The sequence below is a fragment of the Streptomyces sp. NPDC093221 genome, assembly GCF_044753885.1.
Taxonomy (GTDB): domain Bacteria; phylum Actinomycetota; class Actinomycetes; order Streptomycetales; family Streptomycetaceae; genus Actinacidiphila.
The window spans coordinates 59,451-75,314 of record NZ_JBIVOA010000014.1; the positions used below are offsets into that span (position 1 = coordinate 59,451).

General features: G+C 70.4%; 12 protein-coding genes and 1 tRNA gene. 3 read left to right on the top strand and 10 right to left on the bottom strand.

The genetic code is table 11. The features are described from left to right. Nucleotides 1-167: 167 nt before the first annotated feature. The 4 genes from ACIQCJ_RS34310 to polA all read right to left on the bottom strand — a co-directional run bounded on the left by ACIQCJ_RS34310 (nt 168) and on the right by polA (nt 5,772). Nucleotides 168-1,193, bottom strand: a complete 1,026-nt coding sequence (locus ACIQCJ_RS34310; protein WP_402713734.1) for a DUF3068 domain-containing protein — start codon at nt 1,191-1,193, stop codon at nt 168-170. 46 nt (nt 1,194-1,239) lie between these two features. Next, a complete protein-coding gene (locus ACIQCJ_RS34315) occupies nt 1,240-1,374 on the bottom strand; it encodes an SPW_0924 family protein (protein WP_188282936.1) in 135 nt (44 codons plus the stop codon). A 196-nt stretch (nt 1,375-1,570) separates the two neighbouring features. Next, nucleotides 1,571-2,764 (bottom strand): lytic murein transglycosylase, encoded by a 1,194-nt coding sequence (locus ACIQCJ_RS34320; protein WP_402713736.1) that lies wholly within the window; start codon nt 2,762-2,764, stop codon nt 1,571-1,573. A 290-nt stretch (nt 2,765-3,054) separates the two neighbouring features. Continuing rightward, on the bottom strand, nt 3,055-5,772 hold the full coding sequence (gene polA / locus ACIQCJ_RS34325; protein ID WP_355333953.1) for a DNA polymerase I: 2,718 nt from the start codon (nt 5,770-5,772) through the stop codon (nt 3,055-3,057). Between the two features lie 166 nt (nt 5,773-5,938). Between polA and ACIQCJ_RS34330 the strand changes: the two genes are divergently transcribed. Beyond that, a complete protein-coding gene (locus ACIQCJ_RS34330) occupies nt 5,939-8,260 on the top strand; it encodes an FdhF/YdeP family oxidoreductase (RefSeq protein ID WP_402713739.1) in 2,322 nt (773 codons plus the stop codon). 69 nt (nt 8,261-8,329) lie between these two features. Beyond that, nucleotides 8,330-8,815 carry a PaaI family thioesterase gene (locus tag ACIQCJ_RS34335; RefSeq protein ID WP_402713741.1) on the top strand — a complete coding sequence of 162 codons (486 nt, stop codon included), beginning with the start codon at nt 8,330-8,332 and terminating at the stop codon, nt 8,813-8,815. 24 nt (nt 8,816-8,839) lie between these two features. Here ACIQCJ_RS34335 and ACIQCJ_RS34340 read toward each other — a convergent pair. Next, nucleotides 8,840-8,922 (bottom strand) — tRNA-Leu (locus ACIQCJ_RS34340). Between the two features lie 91 nt (nt 8,923-9,013). Between ACIQCJ_RS34340 and ACIQCJ_RS34345 the strand changes: the two genes are divergently transcribed. Then, the gene (locus ACIQCJ_RS34345; protein WP_355333958.1) at nt 9,014-9,655 is read left to right on the top strand and encodes a response regulator; all 642 of its coding nucleotides are present in this window, start codon (nt 9,014-9,016) and stop codon (nt 9,653-9,655) included. Nucleotides 9,656-9,742: 87 nt separating this feature from the next. Here ACIQCJ_RS34345 and ACIQCJ_RS34350 read toward each other — a convergent pair whose 3' ends face one another. From ACIQCJ_RS34350 to ACIQCJ_RS34370, 5 genes are all read right to left on the bottom strand, one after another. Beyond that, nucleotides 9,743-10,459, bottom strand: a complete 717-nt coding sequence (locus tag ACIQCJ_RS34350; RefSeq protein WP_188282943.1) for an ABC transporter ATP-binding protein — start codon at nt 10,457-10,459, stop codon at nt 9,743-9,745. Next, complete coding sequence (locus ACIQCJ_RS34355) at nt 10,456-11,349, bottom strand: ABC transporter ATP-binding protein (RefSeq protein WP_355333963.1); 894 nt, start codon at nt 11,347-11,349, stop codon at nt 10,456-10,458. Before ACIQCJ_RS34355 ends, ACIQCJ_RS34350 begins: the two co-directional genes overlap by 4 nt. A gap of 7 nt (nt 11,350-11,356) precedes the next feature. Next, nucleotides 11,357-13,246 carry a branched-chain amino acid ABC transporter permease gene (locus ACIQCJ_RS34360; RefSeq protein ID WP_355333965.1) on the bottom strand — a complete coding sequence of 630 codons (1,890 nt, stop codon included), beginning with the start codon at nt 13,244-13,246 and terminating at the stop codon, nt 11,357-11,359. A 5-nt stretch (nt 13,247-13,251) separates the two neighbouring features. Beyond that, a complete protein-coding gene (locus ACIQCJ_RS34365; RefSeq protein WP_355333968.1) occupies nt 13,252-14,181 on the bottom strand; it encodes a branched-chain amino acid ABC transporter permease in 930 nt (309 codons plus the stop codon). 112 nt (nt 14,182-14,293) lie between these two features. Further along, nucleotides 14,294-15,541 (bottom strand): branched-chain amino acid ABC transporter substrate-binding protein, encoded by a 1,248-nt coding sequence (locus ACIQCJ_RS34370; protein ID WP_355333970.1) that lies wholly within the window; start codon nt 15,539-15,541, stop codon nt 14,294-14,296. Nucleotides 15,542-15,864: the final 323 nt, after the last annotated feature.

The window sequence follows — 15,864 nt, forward strand, 5'->3', positions numbered from 1 at the left end:
GCCCGGCCCGTACGGCGTCCGGGACAGGTCGGCCGGTGCGGGGGTCCGGGCACGGCTCGGCCCGTACGGGGTCCGGGCCGTGGGTCAGACCGGTACGGGGTCCGGGACAGGTCGGCCGGTACGGGGGTCCGGGCACGGCTCGGATCGTACAGGGTCCCGGCCGTGGGTCAGACCGGTACGGGGTCCGGGTGGTCGGGGGCGCGGTCGGGGTCGGGCTCCGGACCGCGCACCGGGTCGGCGGGCCGCCGCCCGCGCGCTTCGAGCAGCAGCGACAGCGCCAGCAGCGCGGCGGCGAACCCGCCGAAGCCCCACGGCAGGTAGCTGGTGAGCAGCAGCACCAACTGCCGTTGCGTCTTGACCAGATGGACGATGGAGTCGATGTAGTCGGGCCGCATCTTCACGTCGCCCGCGAAGGCGGTGACCGGTGCTTTGCCGGTCGAGGCGGGGAAGCGCAGTTCCTCGGTGTGGATCTCCTCGCCGTTGACGGGCGCGCCGGTCGTCGGGTCGACCCAGAACATCCGCTTGGTGGTGTACCAGCGCTGGATGCCCGTGGCCTTGACCGTCTCGGGGGTGAGCGCGGGAGCGCCGGGCGCGATCTCGGGCAGTTTCTTGGGCAGCGGGACCCGCTGCCAGGGCACGGTCTGCTCGAAGTAGTAGACCTTCAGGCCGTGGAAGCGCTGGGTGCCCGCGTAGTGGATCGGCGCGGAGGTGCGGCTCTGCGCGTCGAAGTAGTAGTAGTCGCGCTTCTGGGTCAGGAAGGGGAACTTGAACTCGATGCCCTGCCGGGTGACCGGATCGCCGTCGACCGACTCGCTCGCGGTGTGCACCGGCTCCTGGGTGTGCGCGTCGAAGACGTACCGCTCGGGGATCTCCGAGACCATCTTGCCGTCCGGGCCCGCGACGTAGGAGAGCGCGTCCCAGACCACGACGTCCTTGCCGGTCTCGGCCTTGACCTGCCGGGCCGCCGTCACATTGCCCTTGAGGGTCTGCACGATGCTGACCTTGGAGACCTTCTTGGCGGTGAGGCTGGAGTAGTCGACGAGGGTGGCGTTCTTCGCCTCGAGGACGGCGACCTGGTACTCGCTCGGCGGCACTTTGGCCAGCCGCGGGTAGGCGTACCAGCGCAGCATGGGCGCCAGGGTCGCGAAGAAGACGGCGAGGGCGAGCAGCACCAGGCTGGACTTGCGGCGCATCGCGGCTCCAGACGGCTCAGAGGTGACCGGCTCAGGTATGACCGGCTCAGGGGTGGCTGGGGACCGTGGTCAGCAGGGGTTTCGGCGAGGTGTGACCCGCGGGCGCGCCGATCGCGGTGACGGTGAAGACCAGGGCGAGGGCGGCGGCGAGTCCGATCGCCGCCGCGGCGAGAGCGCGCATGGCCGGACCTCCCTCGGGCACGGGCCGACGCGGTCGTCGGCCGGGGCCGGGGCACCGTAGCAACCGGGAGGTGAGATGAGAACACGTTTCACCGGGGACGTTCGTGAGGCTTTCGCCTGAACGTCCCCGGTGCGTGGGAGTGTTGCCGGCGCGCGGGGCGCCGGGGGTGCCGTGTCGGGGAATGCCCCGTCGCGGGTTACGGCTTCGCGGTGACGGCGGCGCCCGTGGCCGCGCTGGCGGTCGCCTCACCGCTGGGGGTGGGGGTGTCCGTCGGCGTCGGGGTGTCGGTGGCGCAGGGGTCGGGCGTGCCGGGGGTGTCCGTGGGAGTCGGCGTCGCGGTCGGGCTGGGGCTCGCGCTGTCGGTCGGCGAGGGCGACGGGGACTGCGTCGGGCAGCCGGGGGTCGTCGGGGTGTCCGTCGGCGTGCCGGTCGGAGTTCCCGTGGGGGTGCCGGTCGGCGACGACGGCGGCGGGGTCTTGCCGGGGCCGGTCGACGGGGTGCCCGCGGTCGGCGGGACGATGCCGCCGCTCGGGTGGGTGCCGGACGGCGAGGGCGACGGTGTGCCGCCGGGCGCCGACGCGGACGGACTGGTCGACGGCCGCGGGGTGTTGGCGAACGGCGGCGCGCCCGCGCCCGGTGTGCCCGGGCGGTCGGGCACGGAGACCGCGTCGCCCTGCCGGAAGTGCTCGTACCAGGACTTCACCAGGTCGAGGTAGGCCTGCGAGTGGTTGTAGCCGAGGATCGCGCGGTCCATGTCCCGCGGTACGGCCAGGTCGCGGCCGTCGGCGCACAGGTAGTGGGCGGCGGCCAGCGCGGCGTCGTACACGTTGTCGGGGTCGGCGACCCCGTCGCCGTTGCCGTCCGCGCCCCAGTTCGCCCACGTCGAGGGGATGAACTGCATCGGGCCGACCGCGCGGTCGTGGACCGGGTCGCCGTCGTAGCGTCCGCCGTCGGTGTCGCTGATGTTCGCGAAGCCGTTGCCGTCGAGCACCGGGCCGAGGATCGGGGTGTACGTCGTCCCCTTGGCGTCCACGGCGCCGCCGCGGGCCTGGCCGGACTCCACCTGGCCGATGGCGGCGAGCAGTTGCCACGGCAGGTGGCAGCCGGGGTTGCTCGCGGCGACGCTCGCCTCGGCGCGCCGGTAGGCGTCCAGGACGGTCGCGGGCAGCGAGCCGCCGGACGGCAGCGGGGTGACGACCGGGCCGCCGGAGGGCGTGGCGGTCGGATTCGTGAGGTCCGTCGGGGTGTTCAGCGGCGGCACATCGGTGATGTACGGCGAACCGCCGTCGATCGCGGGGCCGGGCGGCGGGGCCACGGTGGTCGTCTGCCGCGCGGCGGCGTGCGCCACCGGGATGAGTCCCGGCGCCTGCGAGGCGCCCAGCGCCGCCATCGCGGCGGCGGCGACCGCCGTACCCGCCGCTCCCCTGCGTAGCCTTCGGCCGTACCGCCGCGCTGACATGTCCGCGGTCCTCCCCAGGTGCGAGATGGGCGCGTGGCCGCGCCACAACTCGATTGACCCTACGGCAACTTCAGCCCCCCGACCACAGTCGGGGAAGACGCGATCCGGGGCAAATACCGGCAATCCGCCGAGGTTTCCGGCCCCTCGGCGGACCTTTCACCGAGGGGTCGCGACTCGTTCACACAGCCCGGTCACAGACTCGCGCGGGCGGCGGGGTGGGGTCAGTGCGCGGCCGACTCCCAGTCGGTGCCGTCGCCGACCGACACGTCCAGCGCGGCGCGCAGCGGATACGCGCCCGCCATCTCGCGGCGGACCAGCGTCTCGACCTTCTTCCGCTCGCCGGGCGCGACCTCCAGCACGATTTCGTCGTGCACCTGGAGCAGTATCCGCGACTCCAGCTTCTCGTCGGTGAGCGCCTGGTCGACCTTGAGCATCGCGATCTTCACGATGTCGGCGGCCGAGCCCTGGATCGGCGCGTTGAGCGCCATCCGCTCGGCCATCTCACGACGCTGCCGGTTGTCGCTGTTGAGGTCGGGCAGGTAGCGGCGGCGGCCGAGCAGCGTCTCCGTGTAGCCGGTGTTCCTGGCCTCCTCGACCACCCGGTGCAGATAGTCCCGCACGCCGCCGAATCGCTCGAAGTACGTCTCCATCAGCCCGCGCGCCTCCGCGGCCTCGATGTTGAGCTGCTGGGACAGGCCGAAGGCGGACAGGCCGTACGCCAGCCCGTACGACATCGCCTTGATCTTGCGGCGCATCTCGGCGTCCACCGCGTCCCGTGCGACGCCGAAGACCTGGGAGCCGACGGTGGTGTGCAGATCCTCGCCGGAGGCGAAGGCGGCGATCAGGCCCTCGTCCTGCGACAGGTGGGCCATCACGCGCAGTTCGATCTGGCTGTAGTCGGCGGTCAGCAGCGATTCGTAGCCCTCGCCGACGACGAAGCCGCGGCGGATGGCCCGGCCCTCGTCGGTGCGGACCGGCACATTCTGCAGGTTGGGGTCGGTGGACGACAGGCGTCCGGTGGCCGCGACGGTCTGGCTGAAGGTGGTGTGGATGCGTCCGTCCGGGGCGATCGTCTTGACCAGGCCCTCGACGGTGACCCGGAGCTTGGCCTGCTCCCGGTGGCGCAGCATGATGACCGGCAGTTCGTGCTCGGTCTGCGCGGCCAGCCAGGCCAGCGCGTCGGCGTCCGTGGTGTAACCGGTCTTGGTCTTCTTGGTCTTGGGCAGGCCCAGCTCGCCGAAGAGGACTTCCTGGAGCTGCTTGGGCGAGCCGAGGTTGAACTCGTGGCCGACCGAGGCGTGCGCCTCGCCGACCGCGTGCTGCACGGCCGCGGCGAACTGCTGTTCCAGACCTTCGAGATGGGCCCGGTCGGCGGCGATCCCGGAGCGTTCCATCCGGGCCAGCAGCGCCGAGGTGGGCAGTTCGACCTCGTGCAGCAGTTCGGTGGCGCCGACCTCGGGCAGCCGCTCGCCGAAGACCTCGGCGAGGTCGAGGACGGTACGGGCCTGCACCATCAGCGCGTCGGCCGCGGCGGCGCCCTCGTCCTCGCCCTCCTCGCCGAAGGCGAGCTGTCCGCCCGCGGCGTCGGCCGGGGCCAGCTCGCGGCCCAGGTACTCCACCGACAGCACGTCGAGCGCGAAGGAGCGGCGGCCGGGCTTGATGAGATACGCGGCCAGGGCCGTGCACATCGTCACCCCGGCGACGCTCCAGCCGTGCTCGGCGAAGACCCGCTCGACGTTCTTCGCGTTGTGCAGCACCTTGGGGCGGGCGGGGTCGGCGATCCAGGCGGCGAAGGACTTCTCGTCCGCCTCGTCCAGCTCCGCGGGGTCGAACCAGGCGGCCACCTCCGGTGAGGCGAGCGCGATCTGGGTGACGCTGCCGCTGCCCAGCGCCCAGGTGTCGACGCTGGCCAGGCCGAGCGGCGCGCCGCCGTGCTCGTCGAGCCAGCCGGGCAGGTCGCCCGCGGCGAGCACGGTACCCTCCACGGCGACGCCCTCGGCGATCTCCGCCTCTTCCTGCTCGGCGCCGGGATCGACGGCGAACAGCCGCTCCCGGAAGTTGGAGTTGCGGAATTCCAGCACGTCCAGCACGCCGACCAGGGCCGTCCTGTCGTACGGCTCCCTGGCCAGGCCCTCGGGGCCCGAGGGCAGGCTCACGTCGCGCACCATCTCGGTCAGCCGCCGGTTGAGCTTCACCGCGTCCAGGTGCGCCCGCAGATTCTCACCGGCCTTGCCCTTGACCTCGTCGGCCCGCTCGACCAGGTCGGCGAACGACCCGAACTGCGTGATCCACTTGGCCGCCGTCTTCTCACCGACGCCGGGGATGCCGGGCAGATTGTCCGACGGGTCGCCGCGCAGCGCCGCGAAGTCCGGGTACTGCTGGGGCGTCAGGCCGTACTTCTCCTCGACCTTCTCCGGGGTGTAGCGGGTCAGCTCGGAGACGCCCTTGGTGGGGTAGAGCACCGTCACGTTCTCGGTGACCAACTGGAACGAGTCCCGGTCGCCGGTGACGATCAGCACCTCGTAACCGAGCGCTTCCGCCTGGGTGGCGAGCGTGGCGATCACGTCGTCCGCCTCGAAGCCCTCGACCGCGAAGCGGCTGACGCCCATCGCGTCCAGCAGCTCGCCGATCAGCTCGACCTGGCTGCGGAACTCGTCCGGCGTCTTCGAGCGGTTCGCCTTGTACTCGGGGAACTCGTCGAACCGCCAGGTCTTGCGGGAGACGTCGAAGGCGACGGCCAGGTGCGTCGGCCGCTCGTCACGCAGCGTGTTCGCCAGCATGGACGTGAAGCCGTAGATCGCGTTCGTCGGCTGGCCCGTGGCGGTGTTGAAGTTCTCCACGGGCAGCGCGTAGAACGCCCGGTACGCCAGCGAGTGCCCGTCCAGCAGCAGCAGGCGGGGGCGGTCGGTCGTCTTCGATGCGGATGCGTTGTCTGCCACGTCTCCGATCCTCCCACGCGGGTACGACAACGAAGGACGCCTCCCGCCGGGGGCACGCCGTGCGGGGGGCGGCGGGGCCGGGAGCCGGGCGGGCGGCTCGGCGGGCCGATCAAGCCGGGCGCCGCCCGCCGGCTCCCCCGCCGCGCAAAGGCGGTACAAAGGACGTATGGCAAAGAAGCCCCCTTCAGGTGACCCCGTCCAGGACGCTCCGCAGGTCTCCGCGCCCAAGCACAGTGCGGCGGGGCTGCCCGCCATCGGGCACACGGTCAAGATGGCCGGGCAGCAGATGGGGGTGCGGCGGGCCACGTTGACGCTGCTGAAGGTCAACCAGAAGGGCGGCTTCGACTGTCCGGGCTGCGCCTGGCCCGAGCCGGACCACCGGCATGTCGCCGAATTCTGCGAGAACGGCGCGAAGGCGGTCGCCGAGGAGGCGACGCTGCGCCGGGTGACCCCGGACTTCTTCGCCGCGCACCCGGTCTCCGACCTCGCGCGGCGCAGCGGCTACTGGCTGGGCCAGCAGGGCCGGATCACGCAGCCGATGTATCTGGCGGAGGGCGCCGACCACTACGAGGCGGTGCCGTGGGAGCGGGCCTTCTCGATCGTCGCGGACGAACTGACCGCCCTGGACACCCCGGACGAGGCGGTCTTCTACACCTCGGGCCGCACCAGCAACGAGGCGGCGTTCCTCTTCCAGCTCTTCGCCCGCGAGCTGGGCACCAACAATCTGCCGGACTGCTCCAACATGTGCCACGAGTCGTCGGGTTCCGCGCTGACCGAGACGCTGGGCGTCGGCAAGGGCAGTGTGCTGCTGGAGGATCTGTACCGGTCGGACCTGATCATCGTCGCCGGGCAGAATCCGGGCACCAACCACCCGCGGATGCTGTCCGCGCTGGAGAAGGCCAAGCAGGGCGGGGCGACGATCGTGTCGGTCAACCCGCTTCCGGAGGCGGGTCTCGAGCGGTTCAAGAATCCGCAGAACGCCTCGGGTCTCGCCGGTTCCGGCACCGTGCTGACCGATCTGTTCCTCCAGATCAGGCTCGGCGGCGACCAGGCGCTGTTCCGCGCGCTGGGCCGGCTGCTGATCGAGGCCGGCGCGCTGGACCGCGACTTCATCGCGGAGCACACCCACGGCTTCGCGGAGTACGAGGCCGCCGCGCTCGCCACCGACTGGGACGAGGTGGAGCGCGCCACCGGTCTGGCGCGGGCCGAGATCGACAGGCTGTTCGCCCTGGTGCTGGACGCCAAGAGCGTCGTGGTGTGCTGGGCGATGGGCCTGACCCAGCACAAGCACGCGGTGCCGACCATCCGCGAGGTGGTCAACTTCCTGCTGCTGGGCGGCAACATCGGCCGCCCCGGCGCCGGGGTCTGCCCGGTGCGCGGGCACAGCAATGTGCAGGGCGACCGGACGATGGGCATCTTCGAGCGGCCCCCGGCGGCGTTCCTGGACGCGCTGGAGAAGGAGTTCGGCTTCGCGCCGCCGCGCGAGCACGGCTTCGACGTGGTGCGCGCGATCCGGGCGCTGCGCGACGGGACGGCGAAGGTGTTCTTCGCGATGGGCGGCAACTTCGTCGCCGCGTCCCCCGACACCGACGTCACGGAGGCCGCGATGCGCAAGGCGCGGCTGACCGTCCATGTGTCGACCAAGCTGAACCGTTCGCACGCCGTCACCGGCGCCCGCGCGCTGATCCTGCCGACGCTGGGCCGTACCGAGAAGGACCGGCAGGCGGGCGGCCCGCAGTTCGTCACCGTCGAGGACTCGATGGGCATGGTGCACGCCTCGCGCGGCGGCCTGGACCCGGCCTCGCCGCATCTGCTGTCGGAGCCCGCGATCGTGACCCGGCTGGCCCGCGCCGTCTTCGGCGACCGGAGCGTGGTGCCGTGGGCGGACTTCGAGCGGGACTACGACGCGATCCGCGACCGTATCTCGCGGGTCGTCCCCGGCTTCGCGGACTTCAACGCCAAGGTGCGGCGCCCGGGCGGCTTCACGCTGCCGCACGCCCCGCGCGACAGCCGCACCTTCCCCACCGCGACGGGCAAGGCCAACTTCACGGCCGCGGCCGTCGAGTACCCGGCGGTGCCCGAGGGGCGGCTGCTGCTCCAGACGCTGCGCTCGCACGACCAGTACAACACCACCATCTACGGTCTGGACGACCGCTACCGCGGCATCAAGAACGGCCGCCGCGTCGTCCTGCTGCACCCCGAGGACGCCGCGGCCAACGGTCTGGCCGACGGCGACTACGCCGACCTGGTCGGCGAGTGGAAGGACGGCACGGAGCGGCGCGCGGAGGGCTTCCGGGTCGTGCACTACCCGACCCCGCGCGGGTGCGCGGCGGCGTACTACCCGGAGACCAATGTGCTGGTCCCCCTCGACCACACCGCGGACACCAGCAACACCCCCGCCTCGAAGTCGGTGGTCATCCGGCTGGAGCGGACCGCGGCGGACGCCCCCCGACGCACGGCCGACGCGGGCCGTCCGGTAGAAAACTGATCAGTACACGGAAAAACGCGTACGGGCACACCGGATCAGGCCGGACGAGGACGATCGGAGCACCACCCCATGGGCGAGCGGACCACCACCTACTTCCCGCCGGAGATCCTGGAGCAGTACGCCGGGCTCGGCGTCGATCTGCGGGGTCTGTTCTCCGGCGGTCACCTGGGTGAGCGGATGGGCATCCTGATCCTGGAGGCGGCGCCGGAGAAGGTGGTCGGCACGATGCCCGTCGAGGGCAACACCCAGCCGATGGGGCTGCTGCACGGCGGCGCGTCCGCGGTGCTCGCCGAGACCCTCGGCTCGGTCGGCGCGATGCTGCACGGCGGTCCCAGCAAGATGGCCGTCGGCGTGGACCTCAACGCCACCCACCACCGCGGTCTGCGCTCCGGTCTCGTCACCGGCACCGCGACCCCGGTCCACCGGGGCCGCTCCTCGGCGACCTATGAGATCGTCATCACGGACGAGGCGGACAAGCGGGTCTGTACGGCCCGGCTGACCTGCATGCTGCGCCCGGCGACTCCCACGGGCACGACCGCTCCCCCGGCGAACTGAGGGGATACGGGGGGATTTCAGAGGTGCCGGGTGCGGGATTCGAACCCGCACGCCCTTTCGGACAGATGTGTTTGAGACATCCGCGTATGCCATTCCGCCAACCCGGCCAGGTCGCGTGCACAGCGTACCGTGTAGGTGCGCGCCGTCGCAGCTAGGTAGGCTCAGGTGTGCAGTACCCCGCCTGATACGAGGAGCACCGTGAGCGCGCCCGACGAGTCCGCCGCCCCGCTCGACGACGAGCAGTCGAAGTCCCACGTCCCTCCCCTGACGACCCGCGTGGTCATCGCCGAGGACGAGGCGCTGATCCGCCTCGACCTCAAGGAGATGCTGGAGGAGGAGGGCTACTCCGTCGTCGGGGAGGCCGGGGACGGCGAGACCGCGGTGAAGCTCGCCGAGGAGCAGCGTCCCGATCTGGTGATCCTGGACGTGAAGATGCCGGTGCTCGACGGGATCTCGGCGGCCGAGCGGATCGCCGCGGACAAGATCGCGCCGGTGCTGATGCTGACCGCGTTCTCGCAGCGCGAGCTGGTGGAGCGGGCCAGGGACGCGGGCGCGATGGCGTATCTGGTGAAGCCGTTCAGCAAGAGCGATCTGGTGCCCGCGATCGAGATGGCGGTGAGCCGGTTCCAGGAGCTGAAGGCGCTGGAGGCGGAGATCGCCGACCTGTCGTTGCGGCTGGAGACCCGCAAGCTGGTCGACCGGGCCAAGAGTGTCCTCCAGACCAAGTACGGGCTGACCGAGCCCGCCGCCTTCCGCTGGATCCAGAAGACGTCGATGGACCGCCGGATGTCGATGCAGGCGGTCGCGCAGGCCGTGATCGAAGAGGTCTCCGAGAAGTAGGCGCCCGCGGACGGGACACGGCGCAGGGCCCGCACCCCGGTCGGGGTGCGGGCCCTGCGCCGTGTTCCGGGCCCGGTCGGACGAGCCTCAGTCCTCGCCGAGGTACGTCTTGCGGACGCCGTCGTCGTGCAGCAGGTCCTGGCCGGTGCCGGAGAGCTTGATCGTGCCGATCTCCATCACATGGGCCTGGTCGGCGAGCGAGAGCGCGGCCTGCGCGTTCTGCTCGACCAGCAGGATCGTGGTGCCCTGGGCCTTCAGCTCCACGATGGTCGTCATGATCTTCTGCATCATGATCGGCGACAGACCCATCGAGGGCTCGTCGAGCATGAGCAGCTTGGGCTGCGACATCAGCGCGCGGCCCATGGCGAGCATCTGCTGCTCGCCGCCGGACAGCGTGCCCGCGGCCTGCCTGCGGCGCTCCCCGAGGATCGGGAAGAGGTCGTAGGCGCGCTGGATGTCCTTGGCGATGGCCGCCGTGTCCTTGCGGAGGAAGGCGCCGAGCTGGAGATTCTGCTCGATGGTGAGCCGGGGGAAGATGTGCCGGCCCTCCGGGGAGTGCGCCAGGCCCAGGGCGACGATCCGGTGCGCCGGGACGCGGGTGAGCACCTTGCCGTCGAAGCTGACCCGGCCGCCGATCGGCTTGAGCAGCCCGCTGAGGGTGCGCAGCGTGGTGGTCTTGCCCGCGCCGTTGGTGCCGATCAGGGTGACGATCTGGCCCGCCTCGACGGTGAACGAGATGCCCTTGACGGCCTCGATCTTGCCGTAGGCGACCCGGAGGTCCTCGACTTCGAGCAGTGCGGTCATCGGTCGTTCTCCTGCTCCTCGGCCCCGGCTTCGGCCGCGGCCGCTTCCACTGCGGCGTCGCCCTCACCGGTGGGCGCGCCTTCGAAGGGTTCACCGAGGTAGGCCGCGATGACCCGTTCGTCCTGCTGGACCACGTCGGAGGTGCCCTCGACCAGTTTCTCGCCCTGGACGAGGACGGCGACGCGGTCGCACAGGTTGAAGATGAACCGCATGTCGTGCTCGATGACCAGGACGGCGATGCCCTGGTCGCGGATGGCGAAGACCAACTCCTCGGTGGCCCTGGTCTCCTGCGGGTTCATACCGGCCGTGGGCTCGTCCAGCAGCAGCAGGCCGGGCTCGCTGGCCAGCGCGCGGGCGATCTCCAGCTTGCGCTGCTCGCCGTAGGGGAGGTTGCGCGAGAGGTGGTCGGCCTTGCCGGCCAGGCCGATGAACTCCAGGATCTCCATGGCCCGCGCCCGCGACCGGGCTTCGGCCTTGTGGTAGCCGGGGCCGCGGATGAGGGCGGACAGCAGTCCCTCGCGGGTCCTGGTGTGCCTGCCGACCAGCACGTTCTCCAGCACGGTCATGTTGGAGAAGAGCCGGATGTTCTGGAAGGTGCGGGCGAGTCCGGCCTGGGTGACCAGGTGCGGTTTGGGCGGCAGCACCTCGCCTCGGTAGGTGACCTTGCCCTCGGTGGGGACGTACAGGCCGGTGAGGCAGTTGAAGAAGGTGGTCTTCCCGGCGCCGTTGGGGCCGATCAGTCCGACGATCTCACCGCTGTTGACGGTGAGGTCGACGTCGCGGACGGCGGTGAGGCCGCCGAACCGCATGACGACGCCGCTGGCCTGGAGCAGCGGGCCGCCGTCGGAGGCCGCTGCCGGGGTCGGCTGCTCTTGGCTGATGATGGTCATGTGTCTCTCACGCCCCTGCCGGGCTGGCCGGGACGGTGTCGTCGCCGAGCGGGCGTTGCTCGGGGATGAGCACTTCGTCCTGGTGGAATTCGAGCTGGCGGCGCCGGTTGGGAATGATGCCCTCGGGCCGGAAGCGCATGATCAGGATCAGGGCGAGGCCGAACGCGAAGAGTTCGTACCGCTCCAGGAAGCCGAGCTTCTCGGGGAGCAGGTAGAGCAGCGCCGCGCCGAGGATCGGGCCGCTGACCGTACCCATGCCGCCGAGGACGACGGCGGCGAGCAGGAAGGCCGAGTTGGGCGGGGCGGCGCCCGCGAACTGGTACGGGTTGGGCACCACGTTGTACGTGACGTGGGCGCTGACGGTGCCCGCGAGTCCGGCGAGCGAGGCGCCGAGGGCGAAGGCGATCAGCTTGACCCGGAAGCCGTTGATGCCCATGGCGGTGGCGGCGGTCTCGTCCTCGCGGATGGCGACCCAGGCGCGGCCGATCCGGGAGTCGGCGGCGCGGGTGAAGATCAGCACCACGATGACCGTGATCAGCAGCATCAGCAGGTAGTAGTTGGCGAACCGGCCGAGGGTGACGGAGCCGATGTCGTGCGAGGCGCCGAGGTTGTACCCGAAGATCGACAGGTCGGGGATCTGCGAGATGCCGTTGGGGCCGTTGGTGACCTTCGGGCCCGATACGCCGTCGAGGCTGTTGACGACGATGCGGAAGATCTCACCGAAGCCGAGCGTGACGATGGCCAGGTAGTCGCCGCGCAGCCGCAGGGTGGGGGCGCCGATGAGGACGCCGAAGACCAGTGAGGCGGCCATGCCGGTGAGGGCGGCGGCCCAGAACGGGAACTGGACGCCGGACCAGATCGAGAACGGCGAGCCGGAGACCAGGGCGGCGGCGTACGCGCCGACGCCGAGGAAGGCGACGTAACCGAGGTCGAGCAGGCCGGTGAGGCCGACGACGATGTTGAGGCCGAGGGCGACGGTGCCGAAGATCAGGATGTTGACGCCGAGGTTGGCGTAGTGCTCGTCGTTCTGCGCGAAGGGGTAGGCCAGCGCGGCCAGGAAGCCCATCGTGTTGGCGAACGAGCGGTGGGCGGCGGTGAGTCCGGAGAACTGCCGGAGCAGACCGGCCGCGCTCAGCGCCCAGATGGTGAAGACCACGACGATCAGGAAGCCGAGGAAGATCTCGGTGTAGCCGGTGGCGAGGCCGTAGGTGAAGACCTCGAGGCCGATCGCGGCGGCCACGGTGATGATCAGCCGCTGGACCCAGCCGGGCAGCTTCGTCGGGTCGGCGACCGGGAGATCGCTGTGGTGGGGGCGCAGTTCGCGCAGCCACTTGTACGTGCCGACGACCGGGCCGACCGTGGAGAAGCGGCCGAGTTCGAAGTACTCGGTGTCGTGGGTCTCCCGCGGGTGCCGGTGGATCGGCAGTGCGAGGGCGCCGATCACCAGGACCAGGCTGCCGATCGCGGCGACGAAGCCGCCGGGGTCGAGGTTGGCCAGACCGCCGAGCTTCTCGGCGATGGCGATCACCGTGTACCAGGTGGTGCCCAGGGTGCCGAGGGCGAGCAGCAGCACCGGGTTGTTGGAGCGGTTGGGGGTGAGCCAGCGCAGGCCCTTGAGGCCGAAGGCGCCGAGCGCGAACAGGCCGGTGACGATGGCGCCGACCAGGGTGAGGACCTGGAGACCGCCGGGGTAGCCGGAGACGGTGAGGTCGCCGGGGAACTCGGTGGTGTACGTCCAGGACATGAAGGTGGAGGCGATGGTCGCCACGGCGCCGACGAGGGTGACCGCCTGGGCGGCGGTCCGCGGCAGCGGTACGAAGGGGGCGACCCTGCGTCCGGCCGGTTTCGCGGTGTCGACGGCGATGGACTCCGCGGCGCTTACGGGGATGTCGGTCATCGGTGTCACGCCCTGTCCGCGACGCGCTCGCCGAGCAGACCTTGCGGCCGGACGAGCAGGACGACGATGAGGAGCACGAAGGCCCAGACGTTCGCCCAGCTTCCGCCGCCGAGCTGCTGCATGCCGGGGATGTTGGAGATGTAGGCGGAGGCGCAGGACTCGGCGATGCCGAGGACGAGGCCGCCGAGCATGGCGCCGTAGATGTTGCCGATGCCGCCGAGAACGGCCGCGGTGAACGCCTTGAGTCCGGCCTGGAAGCCGATGTCGTACTTGACCTGGCCGTACTTGAGGCCGGAGGCGAGTCCGGCGACGGCGGCGAAGAAGCCGCCGATGGCGAAGGCGATGACGATGATGCGGTTGGTGTCGATGCCCATGAGCTGGGCGGTGTCCGAGTCCTGCGCGGTGGCCTGCATGGCGCGGCCGGTGCGGCTGGTGCGGACGAAGGCGGCGAGGCCGACCATGCAGATCACGGCGGCGGAGACCAGGAAGATGTCACCGCTCTGGATGTTGATCGATCCCACGTGGAAGGGGCCGCCGGGCAGTTGCGGGAAGCTCTTGGCGTTGTCGGCGCCCGGGTACCAGAGGAAGATCGCCTGCTGAAGTGCGAGGGAGAGGCCGATGGCGGTGATCAGTGGTGCCAGCCGTGGTGCGCCGCGCAGTGGCCGGTACGCGAATCGCTCCGCGGCCACGGCGATGAGCACGGACACGATGGCGCCGCCGAGCAGCATCAGGGGCAGTGCGAGCCAGATGGACGTGCTGTCGGGGAGATTCGTCCAGACCGCGAGCGCGCCGAAGGCTCCGGTCATGTAGATCTCGCCGTGGGCGAAGTTGATGAGCTGGACGATGCCGTACACCATCGTGTAGCCGATGGCGATGAGCCCGTACATCGAGCCGATGAACAGCCCGTTGGCCAGCTGTTGCGGCAGGGTGTGCACCGCATGGCCTCCATGTCACTGAGGGAGCAGGGGGGAAGGTACGCCGGGGGGTAAGCGGGGGGCCGCGCGGTCGGGGTGACCAGCCGCGCGGCCCTGGGTGCTACGGAGTCGGTCAGCCGCTGTAGGTGCCGCTCTTCACGGCCTCCCACTTGCCGCTCTTGACCTGGTAGACGGTGAGCTGCTTGTTGGTGGTGTCGCCGTACTGGTCGAAGGAGACGTGCCCGGCGATGCCGTCGAAGTCGCTCTTCTGGACGGCGTCGACGAGCTTGGAGCGGGCGTCGGCCATGGCGGGGAGTTTGCCGCCGTTGGCGTCCATGACGGCCTTGACGCCCTTGATGATCGCGGTGGCGGCGTCGTACGAGTAGCCGCCGTAGGTGCCGTAGTCACCGGGGTAGTTCTTCGCCTTGTACGTGGCGATGAAGTCCTTGGCCGCCGGGAGCGTGGTGACCGGGACGCCGACGGAGGTGGCGAGGTCGCCTTCCGAGGCCGCACCCGCGGTCTTGATGTAGGTGTCGGAGAACATGCCGTCGCCGCCCATGAGCGGGATCTTCACGCCGGCCGCCTTGAGCTGCTTGGTGAGCTGCTCCGACTCGTCGTACTGGCCGCCGTAGTAGACCATGTCGGCCTTGGCGTTCTTGATCTTGGTGACGAGCGTGGAGAAGTCGTTGTCACCGGTGTTGACGTGGTCGGTGCCGGCGATCTTGCCACCGAGGGACCCGAACTTGTCCTTGAAGATGCCCGCGAGACCCGCGCCGTAGGTCTGCTTGTCGTCCACCACGAAGGCGTTGGTCTTCTTCAGGGTGTTGTAGGCGTAGTCCGCCGCGAAGCCGCCCTGGAGGGCGTCGGTGGTGGCGGTACGGAAGTAGGTCTTGAACGGCCGGACCTTGGTGCCGGTGTTCCAGTCCTTGCCCTGGGTCAGGGTGGGGTTGGTGTTGGACGGCGAGATCTCGACCATGTTCGCGGTGGTGAACACCTGCTGCATGGACTGGGCGACGCCGGAGTTCAGCGGGCCGACGGCGGCGATCACGCTGCTGTCCGCGACCAGGGCCGTGGCGTTCTGCTGGCCGGTGGCGGGCAGCGCCTTGTCGTCCAGGGCCTTGATCTTGAAGGTCACCCCGGGGACGAGGTTGTTCTTGTTGGCGTCGTCGACAGCGATCTGCACGCCGTACTGGATGCCGAGGCCGGTGGCCGAGTTCTGCCCGGTAAGCGGAGCGTCGACACCGATGACAACGGTCGTCTTGGCGGCGCCGCTGCTGTCCCCGCTGCCCTTCTTGTCGTCGCTCCGCGATCCGCAGGCGGTGAGGGTGAGGGCTCCAGTGGTGAGTACGGCGGTCAGTACAAGCAAGGAACGGTGTCGCACGATCAGTCCTTTCCCCTGGCGCGGCCGTCTCTGATGAGACGCCGAGTCGCGCGCTGGAACCCGAACTGACAAATCCGGAGGCGCGGTGACTGGCCGTGACTCTAGGCGCGTGGAGCTGAGTCAGGCAGAGGTGAAGGGAAGAGTGTGACTGTCTTGTTATGCCGGAAGGAAACTCTTGAGGTTCTGCTGAGGTTGGCGGAGGGATTTGGGTGCTTTGCTCCGGCGTCCGCATGATGAGAACGCGCACTTCCGGCCAAGGGTAGGGGACTTGGGGGCGGCCGGGAGGCGATGTGACCGCGGCAGGAATGTCAGGAGATTCAGAG

Bases quoted from the DNA above. Each gene is read 5' to 3' on its own strand.
- ACIQCJ_RS34360 (WP_355333965.1), bottom strand. From the start codon at position 13,246: ATGACCGACATCCCCGTAAGCGCCGCGGAGTCCATCGCCGTCGACACC.
- ACIQCJ_RS34330 (WP_402713739.1), top strand. From the start codon at position 5,939: ATGGCAAAGAAGCCCCCTTCAGGTGACCCCGTCCAGGACGCTCCGCAG.
- ACIQCJ_RS34355 (WP_355333963.1), bottom strand. From the start codon at position 11,349: ATGACCATCATCAGCCAAGAGCAGCCGACCCCGGCAGCGGCCTCCGAC.
- ACIQCJ_RS34320 (WP_402713736.1), bottom strand. From the start codon at position 2,764: ATGGCGGCGCTGGGCGCCTCGCAGGCGCCGGGACTCATCCCGGTGGCG.
- ACIQCJ_RS34310 (WP_402713734.1), bottom strand. From the start codon at position 1,193: ATGCGCCGCAAGTCCAGCCTGGTGCTGCTCGCCCTCGCCGTCTTCTTC.
- ACIQCJ_RS34315 (WP_188282936.1), bottom strand. From the start codon at position 1,374: ATGCGCGCTCTCGCCGCGGCGGCGATCGGACTCGCCGCCGCCCTCGCC.
- ACIQCJ_RS34335 (WP_402713741.1), top strand. From the start codon at position 8,330: ATGGGCGAGCGGACCACCACCTACTTCCCGCCGGAGATCCTGGAGCAG.
- ACIQCJ_RS34350 (WP_188282943.1), bottom strand. From the start codon at position 10,459: ATGACCGCACTGCTCGAAGTCGAGGACCTCCGGGTCGCCTACGGCAAG.